The sequence below is a fragment of the Caulobacter sp. FV2ye17ST genome (genome assembly GCF_058680955.1).
Genome location: NZ_CM178727.1, coordinates 92,532 through 109,025 on the forward strand (window position 1 = coordinate 92,532; position 16,494 = coordinate 109,025).

The following is a 16,494-nucleotide window of genomic DNA, read 5'->3' on the forward strand; positions in this document are numbered from 1 at the left end:
CCACCGGCGGCGCCTCCGTTTTCTCCCTAAATTTCCAGCAGGATTGAACCGGCAAGATCCTTGGCGGATTCTCGATGTCCTGGTTGAATCGCGGCCCGAAAAGTCTAGGTTGTCGCCAAAAATTCGCGAGGAAATCCCATGTCTGGTGAAAAAAATGACCTCCAGGCTTCGGCCGTGAGCGGTCCGTTGCTGAAGGCTTTCGCCCAGGCCCTGGGTCATGCCGCCGATGCGTTGCCGGCTCAGGCCGCTCATTTCCTCGCCCAAGCTCAGGATGACTGGTCGGCCGACGAGCTGCCAGGGTTCGACGCCGGCGACACCGCCCACGCCCTCGCCGACTTCTGGCGCTTCGGTCAGAACGTGACAGAAGTGGCCGAGCCGGCCATCCGGCTGCGTCACGCGCGCAGGCCCGACGGGACCTATCTTCGCGGCGACCTCCTTGAGATCGTCCAGCAGGACCGGCCCTTCCTGGTCGACAGCATCATGGGCGCGGTGGCCGAGGCCGGTTTCCAGGTCCGCGCCATGTTCCATCCGGTTGTCGAGGTCGGCGGCCAGCGCCGCTCGATGATCCAGATCTATCTGGCCCCGGTGGGCGAAGACCGCGAGGGGGCCCTGATCCAGGCTGTCGGCGACGCCCTGGCCGATGTTCGTCTGGCCGTGCAGGACTTCGAGGCCATGCGCAATCTGATGCGCCGCACCATCGTCGAACTGCGCGACTGCAAGGTCGCCATCCCGGCGGAGGCCCGGGCCGAGGATATGGATTTCCTCGACTGGCTGGCTTCCGACCACTTCGTCTTCCTGGGCGCCCGGGTCTACGAATATCCCCGCACGGCGGACGGCGGCTATGCGGCCGAGGAGCCGCTGTACCAGCCCGAAGGCAGCCTGGGCGTGCTGCGCGACCAAGCCCGCACCGTGCTGCGTCGGGGCAGTGAGCCGGCCATCCTGTCGCAACAGGTCCGCAACCACATCGAGGTGGGCGAGCCGATCGTGGTCGCCAAGTCCAATCTGCGCTCGCGCGTTCACCGTCGCGGCTACATGGACTATGTCGGCGTGCGCCGGTACGGCGCCGACGGCAAGCCTTCTGGCGAGGTTCGCTTCGTGGGCCTGTTCACCGCCGAGGCCTATGAAACTCCCGCCCACGACGTTCCGCTGATCCGCCGCAAGGTGGCGCACATCCTGGCCCGCGCCGGCAAGGATCCCGACAGCCACAACGGCAAGCGTCTTCGCAACATCATCGAGACCTGGCCCCGCGACGAGCTGTTCCACGCCGACGACGCCGTGTTGCTGACCATGGCGCTGGGGGTGCTGCACCTCTATGACCGGCCGCGCGTCAGGCTGCTCACCCGCCGGGACCCGTTTGGCCGCTTCATCTCGGCCCTGCTGTTCGTGCCGCGCGAGCGCTATGATTCTGGCGTTCGCGAGCGGGCTGGCAAGCTGCTGGCCGACGCTTTTGGCGGCCGCGTCTCGGCCTATTACCCCAGTTTCTCCGACGCCCCCCTGGCGCGGGTGCACTTCATCGTCGGCGTCACGCCCGGCGACCATCGCGAACCGGACATGGCCGCCCTAGAGGACGCCATCGCCGAGACCGCCCGCACCTGGGAAGACCGCTTCGAGGCCGCGATCCGCGACGGCGGCGCCCCGGGTCGGGTGGCCGAGACCCTGGCCCGCTATGTCGGCGCCTTCCCGCCCGGCTATCGCGACCAGTATGACGCCGCCGAGGCCCTGGCCGATATCGAGGTCGTCGACGCCCTGGGCGCGGATGAGGCGGTGCGGGTGCGCGCCTTCCGCCGCGACGGCGACAGCCCGGTGACCTTCCGGTTCAAGCTCTATCGCCCGGGCGCCGCGGCGCCGCTGGCCGATGTCCTGCCCATCCTGGAACATATGGGCCTGAAGGCCCTGATCGAGGACGGCCACAAGGTTTCGCCCTCCACGCCCGATGGCGAGCGCTCGCCCGTCTGGGTGCATGAGTTCATCCTGCGCGACGAACAGGGCGAACATCTGGCCTTCGCCGACGTGAAGCTGGCCTTCGAAGCCGCCTTCGTGGCCATCTGGACCGGTTGCGCCGAGAGCGACGGCTTCAACCGTCTGGTGCTGGAGCTGGGCATCGGCTGGCGCGAGGCCGCTCTGATCCGCGCCCTGGCCCGCTATCGCCAGCAATCGGGTCTGGATCCCAGCCAGGGGGTGCAGGAACAGGCGCTCGCCGATCACCCGGGCGTCGCGCGCTTGGTCCTCGACCTGTTCCAGACCAAGTTCGACCCGGCCGTCGTCGCCGACCTCAAGGATCGTCAGGTCCAGGCCAAGGCTGTCGAGGCCAAGATCAGCGAGGCGCTGCAGGCCGTCGAAAGCCTCGACGCCGACCGCGTCCTGCGCCGCATCGCCGCCCTGGTCGGGGCGATCCAGCGCACCAACTTCTACCAGCCCGGCGAGGATGGTCAGCCCAAGCCCTATATCAGCTTCAAGATCGCCTCCCGCGAGCTTGAAGACCTGCCGGCCCCCAAGCCCTATCGCGAGATCTTCATCTCGGCCCCGCACATCGAGGGCGTCCACCTGCGCTTCGGTCCAGTGGCGCGCGGCGGCCTGCGCTGGTCGGATCGCCGCGACGACTTCCGCACCGAGGTGCTGGGACTGGTGAAGGCCCAGCAGGTCAAGAACGCGGTTATCGTGCCCGTCGGCTCCAAGGGCGGCTTCTATCCCAAGCAGCTGCCGCGCGGCGGTGATCGTGACGCCATCCAGGCCGAGGCGATCCGCGCCTACAAGACCTTCCTGTCGGGCCTGCTGGACATCACCGACAATATCGACGCCGACAACAAGGTCGTGCCGCCGGCCTCGGTGGTCGTGCATGACGGCGAGGACCCCTATCTGGTCGTCGCCGCCGACAAGGGCACGGCGACCTTCTCCGACATCGCCAATGGCGTGGCCGAGGACTACGGCTTCTGGCTGGGTGACGCGTTCGCCTCGGGCGGTTCGGTCGGCTACGACCACAAGGTCATGGGCATCACCGCCCGCGGCGCCTGGGAAGCGGTCAAGCGCCACTTCCGCGAGATGGGCAAGGACATCCAGACCGAGCCCTTCACGGTGGTCGGCGTCGGCGACATGAGCGGCGACGTGTTCGGCAACGGCATGCTGCTGTCCAAGCAGACCCGGCTGCTGGCCGCCTTCGACCATCGCCACATCTTCCTGGATCCCAATCCGGACGCGGCCTCTTCGTGGACAGAGCGCGACCGGATGTTCAAGCTGCCGCGCTCATCCTGGGACGACTACGACAAGTCCAAGATCTCGGCCGGCGGCGGCGTCTTCCCCCGCAGCCTCAAGAGCATTCCGCTATCGCCGGAAGTCCGGGCCCTGTTCGAGATCAAGGCCGAGGCCGTCTCGCCGGCCGAACTGATGACCGCGATCCTGAAGTCCAGGGCCGAGCTGCTCTATCTTGGCGGCATCGGCACTTATGTGAAGGCCAGGGGCGAGAGCAACGCCGACGCCGGCGACAAGGCCAATGACTCCATCCGGGTCAATGGCTCGGACCTGCGGGTCAAGGTGCTGGGCGAGGGCGCCAATCTGGGCCTGACCCAGGCTGGTCGGATCGAGTTCGCCAGCAATGGCGGCCACATCAACACCGACGCCATCGACAACTCGGCGGGCGTCGACAGCTCCGACCACGAGGTCAACATCAAGATCCTGACCGGCCTGCTCGAAAGGGCCGGGGAGCTTGATCGTCCCAGCCGCAACACCCTGCTGGCCTCGATGACCGACGATGTCGCCCAACACGTGCTGGAGCACAATTACGACCAGACCCTGGCCCTGACCCTGCTGGAAAGCGACGCGACCAGCGAGGTGGACGCGCAGATCCGCTACATGGTCGATCTGGAAAGCCGGGGCCGCCTGGACCGCAAGGTTGAGGGCTTGCCGACCAACACGACGCTTCTTGAACGCAAACAGGCCGGCAAGGGCCTGACCCGACCCGAGCTCGCGGTGCTGCTGGCCTATGGCAAGCTGGACCTGTTCGACGACATCGTCGCCTCCGACGCTCCGGATGATCCGTGGTTCGAAGCGACCCTGCGCGGCTACTTCCCCAAGGGTCTGGATCGCTACGCCGACCAGATGCAGAAGCACCGCCTGAAGCGCGAGATCATCGCCACGGTGGTCGGCAACCAGATGGTCAACATGTGCGGTCCGACCTTCGCGACGCGCCTGAAGGCCGCCGCCGGTTGCGACACTGACGCCCTGATCACCGGCTTTACGGCGGCCCGCGAAATCCTCGGGGTCGACGCCCTGTGGGATCAGGTCTCGGATCTGGACAACCGTGCCTCGGCCGACGGCCAGACGGCGCTTTACAAGGCTCTGTCCTACGCCCTGCGCAGTCTGACCTTCTGGCTGGCGCGGCGTGCGTTTCGGGACAAGGTCTCGGTCAAGGCGCTGGTGGACAGCTACGGGCCGTCCGTCGCCGAGCTGCGCGCCATGACCCCGGCGGTGCTGTCGACCTTCGAGCAGAAGGCCGTGGCCAAGCGGGTCAAGACCTATGTCGCCGACGGCGCGCCCGAGGCCCTGGCCCAGAGCGTGGCCGCGCTGCAGCCTCTGACCATCGCCGCCGATCTGGTCGACCTGGCCAGCGCCTCCAGCTGGACCGTCAAGGACGTGGCGCGCCTGTACCACCAGACCGGGGCGGCCTTCGGCTTTGATCGGCTGCGCGGTGCGGCGGGCTCGTTCGTTGGCGGCGACGCCTTCGAGCGGCTGGCGGTGCGCCGCCTGATCGAGGACCTGCTCAGCGAGCAGACGGCCATCACCCAGGCGGTGCTGAAGTTCTCGGCCAATGCCCAGGCCGGCGAGGACGAGCTGTCGGCCAAGGCGGCGGTGACCTCGTGGGCCGCCCTGCGCATGGATCGCGTCCGCTCGGCCAAGCGCACCGTCGAGGACATCGAGAACGCCGGCGGCGGGTGGACCTTCGCCAAGCTGACCATCGCCAACGCCGCGCTGCGCGAATTGGCCAACGCGGGCTAAAGTAGACCGGTCTCCCTTTCGTTGAGGGGGAGACCGGGCGGGGGGCGACCATGGACCAGGGTGATCGGCGACGTGTCGCCTGGGCGGCCTATGAATGGGCGCAGCAGCCCTATTGGGCGCTGATCGCGACGTTCATCTTCACGCCCTATTTCGCGGCCGGCTTCGTCGGCGACGCGGCGCGGGGCCAGAGCCTGCTGGGCTATGCCGGGGCGGTGTCGGGACTGGCCATCGCCATCCTCAGTCCGCTGGTCGGAGCCAGCGTCGATGCGCGGCGCAATCCGCGCGCCTGGCTGGTCGGCCTGGCGGTTCCGTTCGTACTGGCCAGCGCCGGCCTGTGGCTGGCGACGCCGGGCGATCCTTCGCGCATCCTGCCGATCCTGGCCTGCCTGGTGGTGGCCGGGGTCACGGCCGAGCTGGGCGGCTCGGTGATGAACGCCCTGCTGCCGATCGTCGCCAGGCCGGGCCAGGTCGGACGGCTGTCGGGAACGGCCTGGGCCCTGGCCTATGTCGGCGCGCTGATCTCGCTGTTCATCGTGCTGTTCGCCTTTTCCTTGCCCGATCGCCCGTTGCTGGGTCTCGACAAGGCGCTGCACGAGCCCGACCGCATCGTCGGGCCGATGGTGGCCGTGTGGTTCCTGATGTTCAGCTGGCCGCTGATGATCAGCGCCCCAACCCCGCCGCCCGCCACCGGCGCGCGGCCCCTGGCCGAGCTGTGGGCGACGATCAGGAGCCTGCCGGCCAAGCCGCACATGCTGAAGTTCCTGATCGGCCGCATGCTGCTGGGCGACGGCATTTCCAGTTTCATCGCCTTTGGCGGCGTGCTGGCCGCCGGCCTGTTCGGCTGGACGACCACGCAGCTGGGCCTCTATGCCATCGCCCTGTCGGTCATGGCCGGGATCGGCACCTTCATCGGCGGCCGGGTCGATCAGAAGCTGGGCTCGAAGAAGACCGTGCTGATCGCCGTGGCCGTGGTGCTGTTCGGCGCGGCCGGAGTCGGCTGCGTGGGCCGCGACACGCTGTTCTTCACCCTGAAGGTCGCGCCGGCCGTTCCGGGCGGGGCGCTGTTTTCCAGCACGCCCGAGCGGATGTTCCTATTCTTCAGCCTGTTTGTCGGCCTGACCTTCGGGCCCGCCCAGGCCAGCTTGCGGGCCTGGATGGCCCAGCTGGCGCCGGCCGGCGAGACCGGGCGGTGGTTTGGGCTGTACGCGCTGTCGGGCAAGGCCACGGCCTTCATGGCCCCGCTGGTCATCGCCATCGGCACGCGGGCCATCGGCGACCAGCGCATCGCCGTGGCGGTTTCAGCCCTGTTCATGATCGCCGGCGCCCTGGTGCTGATCCGGACGCCCGACCGGTCGCCAGACGCCCTGACTTGAGGTTGTCGAGCCTGCCCCGGTCGGACTAGGCTCGGGCGACAATGCCTTGGGGGGCTCATGGTCAAGAATCGCATCGTTCTGCTGGATTCCCTGCGGGGTCTGGGGGTGCTGGGCATCCTGCTGTGCAACGCGCCGGATTTCGCCGTCACGGCGGGCCTGGCCGAGTCGGTGCGCCACTGGCCGCATGGGACCGAAGCCGACACGGTCTCGGTCTGGGTCGTCACCCAGTGGCTGTTCCAGCGCAAGTTCGTGACCCTGTTCGCCATGCTGTTCGGCGTCTCGATCTTCCTGGTCGGCGGCGAGCGGTCCGAGATCGAGCGCGGCGCGATCCTGCGCAAGCGGCTGATGTGGATGGTGGTCTTTGGCCTGCTGCACGGCTTCGCCATCTGGTTCGGCGATGTGCTGCTCAGCTACGCCCTGGCCGGCTTCATGGTGATGCTCGCCCGCTCCTGGGCGCCCAGGCGGCTGTTCAAGGTCGGGATCGGCATCTGGATCGGCTTCTCGCTGCTGATGGCGGCCGGCATGGCCGCCTCGATGCTGATGCCGCATGACGCGGCCAAGGAGGCGGCCCAGACCGCCAAGGAAGCCGCCAGGAACAGCGCCGCCGCCGCCCAGTACGCAGGCACCTTCATGCAGTCGCTGATCCAGAACGCCAAGGATCGCCTGCCCCTGCTGGCCGGCGAGCCGGTCATCGCCCTGATGACCAGCAGCCTTATGCTGATCGGCCTGGGCTGCTTCAAGACCGGCGTCTTCACCGGCGAGGCCTCGAAGAAGACCTATGTCATTCTCACCGTCATCGGCCTGCTGGCCCTGGCGGTCACCGGCGCGCTGTTCATCACCGTCGCCGTGACCGGCCTGCCCAGGCCCCTGGGCATGATCGCCGGCGTCGTCCAGATGGCCACCGCGCCCCTGACCACCCTGGCCTATGTCAGCCTGGTGGTGTTCGCCTCGCGGTCGGCGGGCTTCTGGAGGAAGATCCCCGAGATCCTGGCCCCCGTCGGCCAGATGGCCTTCACCAACTATATCGCCCAGTCCCTGATCATGACCGCGATCTTCTATGGCGGTCGGGGCCTGAGCCTGCATGGCAAGGTCGACCGGCCCGGCCTGGCCCTGATCGTCATCGCCATCTGGATCGTCCAGATCCTGTGGTCGAAGTGGTGGATGGACCGCTTCAGCATGGGCCCGCTGGAGTGGTTCTGGCGCCGCCTCTATCGCGGCCCGACCCCGATCCTGCGCAGCAAGGCGACCACCGCCTAGAGCCTGCGACTGACTACGTCAGTCGGGGCCTCTAGGTCTTTGCTTTGACGCATTTTCTTCACGCGAACCGGAATCCACTTCGCTCGAAAATGCTCTAGTCGCCGAGCGTCTCCGTCAGGGCCTTCCCGAAATAGTCCCGCGTCTGGGCCAGCAGGTCCGGACGGTACCGGGAGCGCGGATCATTGGCCTTGTCGTCGTCAAAGGCGTGGGTGGCGTCGGCGTGGAACACGGTGTCGACGTTCAGCCCGTCCAGGGTCAGCCGCTGCAGCGCCCGCTGCGGCGCCTTCCAGCCCACCACCTGGTCGCGACCGGCCAGCACCGAGAACACCCGGGGGCCGCCGGCGCCCCAGCCATGCCGGGTGGTCAGGGCGGGGTAGCCGGCGAACGGATAGACCAGCAGCGCGCCCCTTACCCGGACCCGCAGCCGGGCCGGATCGGCGTCGACCAGACCCGTGACGCGGGCCGCGTTGGCCCCGATCGCGTAGCCGTCCATGATCGTCCAGCCGCCGTGGCTCCAGCCGGCCAGGAACAGCCGCTCGGCGTCGGCCCAGGGCTGGTCCTCCAGCCAGGCCATTACGCCGAACAGGTCGGCCGCCCGCTTGAGCCCATGCAGCCGCACGCCGGTGCAGACCGTCAGCTTGGCGTCCAGGGGCGACATCCCGCGCGGCTTCAGCGAGTCCACCACGATGGCGGCATAGCCCGCCTCGACCGCCGTCTGGGCATAGGCTTCGAGAAACGGCGTCTTGCCGCCGCAGCCGTGCAGGATCAGCGCCACCGGGAAAGGGCCGGGCCCGTCAGGCTTGAACACCCGCGAGTGCTCGATGACCCTGGTTCCCCAGGTGGCGCTTTGCATCATCGGGATCCTAGTGCCTGAACACCCGCACGCCGGTGAAGGCCATGGTCAGGCCCAGCCGGTCGGCGGCCTCGATCACCTCGCCGTCGCGCATCGAACCGCCCGGCTGGATGATCGCGGTGGCGCCCGCCTCCGCCGCCTGGATCAGACCATCGGCGAACGGGAAGAAGGCTTCCGAGGCGCAGGCGCAACCCTTCAGGTCGAGGCCGAAATCGGCGGCGCGCAGGGCCGCGATCCGGGCCGAGTCCTTGCGGTTCATCTGGCCGGCGCCGACGCCCAGGGTCTGGCCGTCGCGGGCATAGACGATGGCGTTGGACTTGACGTGCTTGCCCACGGTGAAGGCGAACAGCATGTCGCGCACCTCGGTGTCGGTCGGCTGGCGCTTCGTGACGACCTTCAGGTTCGACGCCGTGATCCGAGCGTCATCCCGCGACTGCACCAGGAAGCCGCCGGCCACGCTCTTGAACGTATCCCCGGTCGACAGGGCGTCGGGCAGGCCGCCGGTCACCAGCAGGCGCAGGTTCTTCTTGGCCGCGAACACCGCGATGGCGTCGTCATCGGCTTCCGGGGCGATCACCACCTCGGTGAAGATCTCGACCATCTGCAGGGCGGCCTCGCGGGTCAGGCGCGAATTGACCGCCACAATGCCACCGAAGGCCGAGGTAGGGTCGCAGGCCAGGGCCCGCTCATAGGCTTCCCGTTGCGAGCCGCCCACGGCGACGCCGCAGGGATTGGCGTGCTTGATGATCGCCACGGCCGGGCCGGCCGCCGGGTCGAACTCGGCGATCAGCTCGAAGGCCGCGTCGGTGTCGTTGATGTTGTTGTAGCTGAGTTCCTTGCCCTGCAGCTGGGTCGCCGTGGCCACCCCGACGCGCGGGCTGGGGAAGGCATAGAAGGCCGCCTTCTGGTGCGGGTTCTCGCCATAGCGCATCACCTGGCGCAGCTCGCCGGCGATGGCCTTGCGGGCCGGGAAGTCCTGGCCGAGGGCCTGGGCGAACCAGGCCGAGATCGCCGCGTCATAGGCCGCCGTGCGGGCATAGGCGCGGGCCGCCAGCTGCTGGCGCAAGGCCAGGGTGGTGCCGCCAGCCTTCAGGGCCTCCAGCACTTCGGCCAGATCCGAGGGATCGGTGCAGACGGCGACATAGCCGTGGTTCTTGGCCGCCGAGCGGATCATGGCCGGGCCGCCGATGTCGATGTTCTCGACGCATTCGGCATAGCTGCCGCCCTTCGCGACCGTGGCCTCGAACGGATAGAGGTTCACATACAGGATATCGATGCCGCCGATGCCGTGGTCGGCCATGGCTTGCGCATGTTCGGGAGCATCCCGAACCCCGAGAAGCCCGCCATGCACGATGGGGTGCAGGGTCTTGACCCGGCCGTCCATCATCTCGGGAAAGCCCGTCAGGTCCGACACGTCCTTCACCGGCAGGCCGGCCGCCGCGATCGCCGCCTTGGTGCCGCCGGTCGAGACCAGCTCGACGCCCGCCTCGTGCAGGACCTTGGCCGCCTCGACCAGGCCGGTCTTGTCGGAGACCGACAGCAGGGCGCGTTTGGGCGAAACGAGATCGGGGGCGGACGGATAGTCGGGGGCGGCGGGCACGGCGGGACTCCGGGTCTGGTGGAAGACGGTGAGGGAGCCCAGGCGCGCGGCGGATGAGGTCCGCGCTCCCCGATGGTTGCCCATCACTAGCGCCAGTTACGCGAACGGGCGGAAAATACGGGCGGGGGCGGGGGAGTCAATGACGGCTTGCCTCGCGCCGCCGGCGCTCGGTGTCCTGCCGGATCAGCTCGTCCAGCACGGGCGTGGCGCTGGGCTGCAGGATGTCGGCCCGACCGCCGGCGATCTGGGCGCGGTTGTCGGCCAGCAGGGTCAGCATCAGCGTGCGCTCGCGCGCCGGGATCTGGTCGAGAAAGGGCGCGATCTGGCGATGCAGCTTTTCGGTGAAATCTTCCAGCCGGTCATAGATCATCATCGCGCGCTCCGTCGCCTTGTTGACGCGGCGAAGCGGGCGATAGCGGCTGCGGGGTGGTTTGGACTTGGGCATGGGGGTGTTCTCCTGGGTTGGTTGCTGATGCGGCCATCGCCGGGACGCCCCCTCCGTCACGTCGCTTCGCGCCGCGCCACCTCCCCCGCACGCTTCGCTACGGGGCAGGAGGGAGCGCTCTTCTCCTGCCCCGTGAAACGGGGGAGGTGGCGCGCTGCGAATACGCAGCGTGACGGAGGGGGCGTCCGGGCATTGGACGCGAGTTCGCGATCTCAAACGGAGAACCGCTGAGCTAGTCGGGGAGGCGCGAAGCGGCCGGGACGAACCCGGATGACCGTGATGTTGTTTGTGCGTTTCGGCTCGACCTGTCCGCTTCGCAGAAGCTGTTCTTGCGTGAGGATCGGGCCAAGCGAGCGTCTTTCAGCTCTGATACCCAAGAGCCCCCGTACGGGCGCGCATCCCGTCGATCGGCTAACCGTCTCGACGCCGACGATGCGCGATAGGCGGGTTTACGATCCCTCGCCCTCTTCGACCCGCGTTCACCCGGCCGACGAGCCACTCAGCGTTTGGTCCGTCCTTCTGAGACAGCCCGCACACCTCGACCCGCCTTCCAGGGCGTCGCGGCCCCGCTCAGCTCCATCCCCATCGCCGCTTTGGGCCGGTACCAAACGCCCTCCCCCTGCGACGGGGACAGCACCAAGAATACGGGCGGTTTGAGCTCCGAGGATTGGCGCGATCAACTATTTTACAAGTGGCTGATCTGGCTGAAGTTTGTTCTGAAAAGAACGGGGATAAACTGCGCGCTATCCCCATTCTCCCAGCCCTCTCCGAAAGGGAGACGGTTTCGATCTCCGCGGCCGCCTCCCCCTTCAGGGGGAGGACTTGCAGGCGCCTCGCGCTCAACAGGCGGACAAACCGGCGGCATTGCCGAACCGGGTGGTGATTTCCCTGCCCGGATCGTCGCGGGCCGGGTTTGATGGGCGGGTCATTTGAGGGGCGACACCATGATCGACAGGCGCAGCTTTCTGAACGTCACGGCCGGAGGCGCCCTGGCCGCCAGCGCGGCGCCGGCCGTCGCCGCCGTGGGCAAGGGCGCGCCGGACGTGGCGGTGGTCGGCGCCGGGGCCTTTGGCGGCTGGGCGGCGCTGTCGCTGAGGGAGCGGGGGCTGTCGGTGGTCTCGCTCGACCAGTACGGCCCGGCCAATCCGCGCGCCTCGTCGGCCGGCGAGACCCGCTCGATCCGGGCGGGCTATGGCGCCCAGGGCTTCTATTCGGCCTGGTCGATGCAGGCCCTGGCGATGTGGAAGCTGCGCGAGGCCGAGTTTGGCCGCACCCTGCTCTATCCCAACGACCGCATCGAGCTGGCCGATCGCTGGCTTCCGCAGATGCTGGCCCAGCGCAAGATTTTCGACGACCTCAAGCTGCCCTATGCGGTGCTGTCGCGCGACCAGCTGCGGGCGCGCTATCCGCAGATGGCGTTCGACGATGTCGAGTTTGCCTTTGTCGAGACCGCCGCCAGCGCCGCCGTAATCAAGGCGCGCGACAGCATGATCCTGGTCTCCGAAGTGTTCCAGAAGAAGGGCGGCCAGTTCCGCATCGCCGCCGCCCGGCCGGGCGCGGCCGCGGGGCGGCGGCTGGAAAGCCTGGCCCTGGGCGATGGGAGCAGCCTGGCCGCCGGCCAGTTCGTCTTCGCCGCCGGGCCTTGGGCGGCCAGGCTGTTTCCCAAGCTGGTCGGGCCAAGGGTGGGGGTCTATCGCAGCGAATATTTCTACTGGGGCCCACCGGCCGGCGACGCCCGCTTCTCCTGGCCCAACCAGCCGGCCTGGCACGACCATGTGCTGGGCGGCTATGGCTTTGGCAGCCTGGAGCGCGGCCTGAAATACTCGCCCGAGGCCGGCGGCCGCGTGACCCAGGATCCCGACACGGCCGAACGTCTGCCCACGGACTATCTGCTGAAGAAGGGCCGCGACTATATCGGCCACCGCTTCCCCGACATGCGCGACGCGCCGATCCTGGAGACCCGGGCCTGTCAGGTAGACAACACCGCCAGCAGCCATTTCATCATCGACCGCCACCCCGACTACGACAATGTCTGGCTGGCCAACGGCGGCGGCGGTCACGGCTTCAAGCACGGACCGATGGTGGGCGACTATCTGGCCGACCGGGTGACGGGGCGGGCGGCGAATCCGGCGGTGGAGGCGGTGTTCGGCCTCGCGGGTCACGCCGTGATCTAGGAGGCCTCCAGGGCGGTCTCCGAGGCGGTTTCCAGGGCGGTGGCCAGGCTGGAGAACAGGCCGTGGATGCTGATCGGCTTGGCCAGGTGCAGATCGGCGCCGGCCGCGAGGCACGCCTCCACCTGATGGGGCATGGCGTTGGCCGTCAGGGAGATGATCGGTGTGCGTCTGACCTTGCGCTCCCGCTCGCGGGCGCGGATCTGGGCGATGGCGGCCAGGCCGTCCAGAACCGGCATCTGGGTGTCCATCAGCACCACGTCATAGGCGTCGCGATCGAACGCCTCGATGGCGGCCTGGCCATCGACGGCCAGGGTGACGTCGGCGGCTTCGGCCAGCATCAGGACGATCACCTGCTGGTTGGTGGGATGGTCCTCGGCCAGCAGCACCCGCAGGCGCCGGTCCAGCGTGCCTTCGGTCGACGCGCTGGCCACGGACGAAAGGTCACGGGCCCGGCCGGGCGTGAAGGAGGCCTGGAAGGTGAAGGTCGCGCCGACCCTAGGCCGGGCGGCGCAGGTGACATCGCCGTCCATCAGCCGAGCCAGGCGCCGGGCGATCGGCAGGCCCAGCCCCGTGCCGCCGACCTTGCGGGTCACCGAGCCGTCGGCCTGCTGGAAGCGCTCGAACAGGCGGTCGCCGGTGGCGGGGTCGAAGCCCTCGCCGCTGTCCTGCACGTTGACTGTCAGACCGATCCGCCCGCCGGCCTGGACGTCGGTCCGCGCCAGGATACTGACCGCGCCGGCGCTGGTGAACTTGACGGCGTTGCTGGTCAGGTTGGCGATCACCTGGCGCACCCGCAGGGCGTCGCCCACGACGTGGTCGCGGAAATCGTCGGCGAAGGTCAGATGGAAGCCTAGGCCCTTGTCTTCGGCCACGGCCCTGAACACGGCGACCGCGGCGGTGATCGCCTCGCGCAGGTCCAGCGGGTCGGCCGACAGCTCAAGACCCCCCGCCTCGATCTTTGACAGGTCCAGGATGTCGCTGAGCAGGATGTTGAGCGTGCGTCCGGAGTTGAGAATGACCTCCATCATGCCGCGCTGGGCCTCGTCCAGGGCGGTGCGGCTGAGCACTTCGGCCATGCCGACCACGCCGTTCAGGGGCGTGCGGATCTCGTGGCTCATATTGGCCAGGAACTCGCTCTTGGCGACGCTGCCGGCCTCGGCCTTCTGCAGCGCCTCGGCCAGGGCTGCGGCGCTGGCCTTGCGTTCGGTGATGTCCTCGCAGATCACCAGCAGGTGGCGGCGGCCGTCCTGGCCCGGAATGGCGATCTTGCGGGTCTGCAACCAGCGGCGGCCGTTGTGCGGCGTGTCCAGCGGCTCTTCATCGATCGTGACCAGCTTGCCGCTCTTGATCACGCGGCGGTCATCGGCGGCGAAGTGGTCGGCCTGTTCCTTGGGAAAGAAGTCGTGGTCGTTCTTGCCCAGAAGCTCGGCGCGGGGCACGCCCAGCTGGGTTTCGGCGGCCCGGTTGACCAGCAGGAACTTGCCCGTTTCCCCGTCCTTGACGAACAGCATGGCCGGCGTGTTCTCGACCACGGTGTCCAGGAAGCCCTGGGCCGCCAGGGCCTCGGCCTCGCGCCGGCGCAGGTCGGTGATGTTGATGCAGGTGGTGACCAGGCCGCCCGCCGGGGTGCGCCGGTTTTCGAACCGCAGATGCTCGCCGGACTCTTCGCGGATGTCGTGGGCGTGATCCAGCTTGCGGCGCGCCAGCTGTCCGGCCAGCCAGGCCTCGCTGTCGGCCGCCGCCTCGGGATAGCGACCGGTGGCCAGGCCCGCGCGCAGCAACTCCTCGAAGCGCGCTCCCGCCGTCAGGGTGACGCCCCACCGGGCCCACAGACAGGCATAGCGCGCATTCCACCACACGCAACGATCGTCGGCGTCGAAGACCGCGAAGCCTTCAGGCACGACATCGAGCGCAGCCTGCAAGCTGGCCTCCACGACGGAGGGCTGGTCCAGGTTACCGGCGATCATGAAACCTCACATTGCGCGCTCGGCGTTCAGGTTAAGCTTTCACGGTTTAGAGCGGCTGAACGAAGTTCGCCAACCGCCGGTCTGCGGCGATTTGTCCCGCTTGGGGAAGGGGTTAGCCCTCGGCCCGGGTCAGCTTCCAGCGGATCTTCGCCCCGACCTCGGGCCGCACCTGGCTCTTGAGCACGATCTGGCCGGCCTTGCGGGCCTGGCCGTGGTCGAAGTGGGCCGAGGCGGCGATCTCGACGTCGACCGCGTCGTTCCTCAGCCACCAGCCGATATTGGACGGTCCGCGGATCAGCACGCTCTTGCCGTCGCGGGCGATCGAGGCGCGGGCGTCGGGATGCAGGTGGAAGCGGGCGGCGAAGGGCAGGTAGCGGCGCGGGCCCAGGGCGTCGCCGGGGGCCAGCGGGATCAGGCTGTCCTCGCCGCGCAGCTCGTCGGCGGCGATGTCGAGGAACAGGCGGCGGGCGTGCGACAGGCCCAGGCGCTTCCAGCCGTCGTGCAGGATGTCCAGCCAGACGCCGTTGTCGGCGTCGTGGCGCTTGACCTCGACGGTCGTGGCGCCGTCGACCAGCCACGGGCCCAGGGCGTGGGCGCGGAAGCCCGACAGCGGCCGGCCCGCCGAGCCGTCGCCCACCGACAGGGTCGAGGCGGCGTCGGACAGGCGAAAGGCGTGGGCGCCGCCGGCTTCCGGGCTCCAGCCGCAGCTGGTGATCAGCCGGTCCTTGCCGCAGACGATCTCGATGGCGGCCGGCTGGGCGCAGGCGGCGCGGCTCAGGGGGCCGGTCGCCGGGGCGCCGGCGTCGGCCATCACCTGGATGCTGGCGCCCTGCATGCGCTCATAGCCGCTGTGGACGGCCGAATGCGGCGGACGCGGGCCGGCGTCGTCATGGGCCAGGGCGGCGGCGATGCGCCCGCCCGCCACGGCCTCGCCGCCGTGGAAGGCGGCCAGCTGGCCGTCGGCCAGGGTGAAGAACCGCGCGGCCGAAGCCAGACGGTCGATGGCGCGCGACACCGCTTCGGGCGAGGGCCGCCCGCGCTGGCCCAGGGCGTCGTCGAGGGTCAGCAGGTCGAACAGCAGTTCCAGCCCCGCCTCGGGCGAGCGCGTGGCGTGGCCGCCGTCGCCCAGCACGATGCGGTCGATCTCGCGGGCGATGATCTTCAGGCCCTGGTCGATCAGGCGGTCGCCGGGCTTTTCGGACAGCACGCAGCCGGCGATCGTGGCGGTGACGGCGCGCTCCAGCACCCGCTCGGGCGCGTCGGAGGCCTTGAACAGCTGGCGGGCCTGACGGGCCAGATCCATCGACAGGTCGGCGATCTCGGCGTCGGAGCCTTCGGCGGCCAGGGCGCGGGCGGCGCAGGCCAGGTGGAACACCCGCCGCTCAAGGCACTCGCCCGTCCAGGAAAAGGCGTTCCAGCGGCCGAACACCCGGCGCCAGTCATCCAGCAGGCCCAGGGCGCGGCGCGCCCCGCCGGCGCTCATCAGGTCGGGCAGCCAGTCGAACCGGTGCAGGGCCACGGCGAAGCGGCGGGTGGGGCTGGGGGTGTCGAAAGGGTCGCCCGCCTCGCCGACCCGCAGGGCGCCGCCCGACAGGGTCATGACCCCGGCCAGGATCTTGCGGCCATGCTCGGGATCGACCGGGCGCGGATCGTGGGGATGGGCCGCCAGACCGCGGGGCTTGGGCAGCGAGATCAGCAGCCGGTGCGGCGGCGAGCCGAACCACTCGCGCTCGACATGGCTCTTGATATTGGCGCCGATCGCCCGCGTCAGAACGCCGCCGCGCGGAAGCGCCGGGATCCTGGGTAAGCCGCGAGCGAAGCGTTCGGCGACCATCA

8 protein-coding genes, 1 pseudogene and 1 riboswitch are annotated in these 16,494 nt (G+C 69.0%); of the genes and pseudogenes, 4 read left to right on the forward strand and 5 right to left on the reverse strand.

The features are described from left to right. Window positions 1-138: 138 nt before the first annotated feature. The 3 genes from ACW17V_RS00430 to ACW17V_RS00440 are packed head-to-tail and all read left to right on the forward strand — an operon-like array spanning window position 139 to window position 7,619. On the forward strand, window positions 139-4,989 hold the full coding sequence (locus ACW17V_RS00430; RefSeq protein ID WP_492106941.1) for an NAD-glutamate dehydrogenase: 4,851 nt from the start codon (window positions 139-141) through the stop codon (window positions 4,987-4,989). Window positions 4,990-5,039: 50 nt separating this feature from the next. Then, window positions 5,040-6,362, forward strand: a complete 1,323-nt coding sequence (locus tag ACW17V_RS00435) for an MFS transporter (RefSeq protein WP_492106942.1) — start codon at window positions 5,040-5,042, stop codon at window positions 6,360-6,362. Between the two features lie 57 nt (window positions 6,363-6,419). Then, complete coding sequence (locus tag ACW17V_RS00440; RefSeq protein ID WP_492106943.1) at window positions 6,420-7,619, forward strand: DUF418 domain-containing protein; 1,200 nt, start codon at window positions 6,420-6,422, stop codon at window positions 7,617-7,619. Window positions 7,620-7,713: 94 nt separating this feature from the next. Here the strand turns inward: ACW17V_RS00440 and ACW17V_RS00445 are convergent, their stop codons facing one another. The 3 genes from ACW17V_RS00445 to ACW17V_RS00455 all read right to left on the reverse strand — a co-directional run bounded on the left by ACW17V_RS00445 (window position 7,714) and on the right by ACW17V_RS00455 (window position 10,517). Then, window positions 7,714-8,472, reverse strand: a complete 759-nt coding sequence (locus ACW17V_RS00445) for a dienelactone hydrolase family protein (protein WP_492108853.1) — start codon at window positions 8,470-8,472, stop codon at window positions 7,714-7,716. A 10-nt stretch (window positions 8,473-8,482) separates the two neighbouring features. Further along, on the reverse strand, window positions 8,483-10,072 hold the full coding sequence (gene purH, locus ACW17V_RS00450; protein ID WP_492106944.1) for a bifunctional phosphoribosylaminoimidazolecarboxamide formyltransferase/IMP cyclohydrolase: 1,590 nt from the start codon (window positions 10,070-10,072) through the stop codon (window positions 8,483-8,485). 29 nt (window positions 10,073-10,101) lie between these two features. Further along, window positions 10,102-10,182: riboswitch (ZMP/ZTP riboswitch) on the reverse strand. Window positions 10,183-10,208: 26 nt separating this feature from the next. Continuing rightward, window positions 10,209-10,517, reverse strand: coding sequence for a hypothetical protein (locus tag ACW17V_RS00455; protein ID WP_492106945.1), 309 nt, complete (start codon window positions 10,515-10,517; stop codon window positions 10,209-10,211). A gap of 944 nt (window positions 10,518-11,461) precedes the next feature. Here ACW17V_RS00455 and ACW17V_RS00460 point away from each other — a divergent pair. Then, on the forward strand, window positions 11,462-12,691 hold the full coding sequence (locus ACW17V_RS00460) for an NAD(P)/FAD-dependent oxidoreductase (RefSeq protein ID WP_492106946.1): 1,230 nt from the start codon (window positions 11,462-11,464) through the stop codon (window positions 12,689-12,691). Here ACW17V_RS00460 and ACW17V_RS00465 read toward each other — a convergent pair. Then, window positions 12,688-14,595, reverse strand: a pseudogene (locus ACW17V_RS00465) (hybrid sensor histidine kinase/response regulator); the annotation flags it as partial. The gene ACW17V_RS00460 and the pseudogene ACW17V_RS00465 overlap by 4 nt on opposite strands. Before the next feature lie 175 nt (window positions 14,596-14,770). Continuing rightward, entirely contained in the window at window positions 14,771-16,492 is a 1,722-nt protein-coding gene (locus ACW17V_RS00470; RefSeq protein ID WP_492106947.1) for a heparinase II/III family protein, read from the reverse strand. Window positions 16,493-16,494 lie beyond the last annotated feature (2 nt).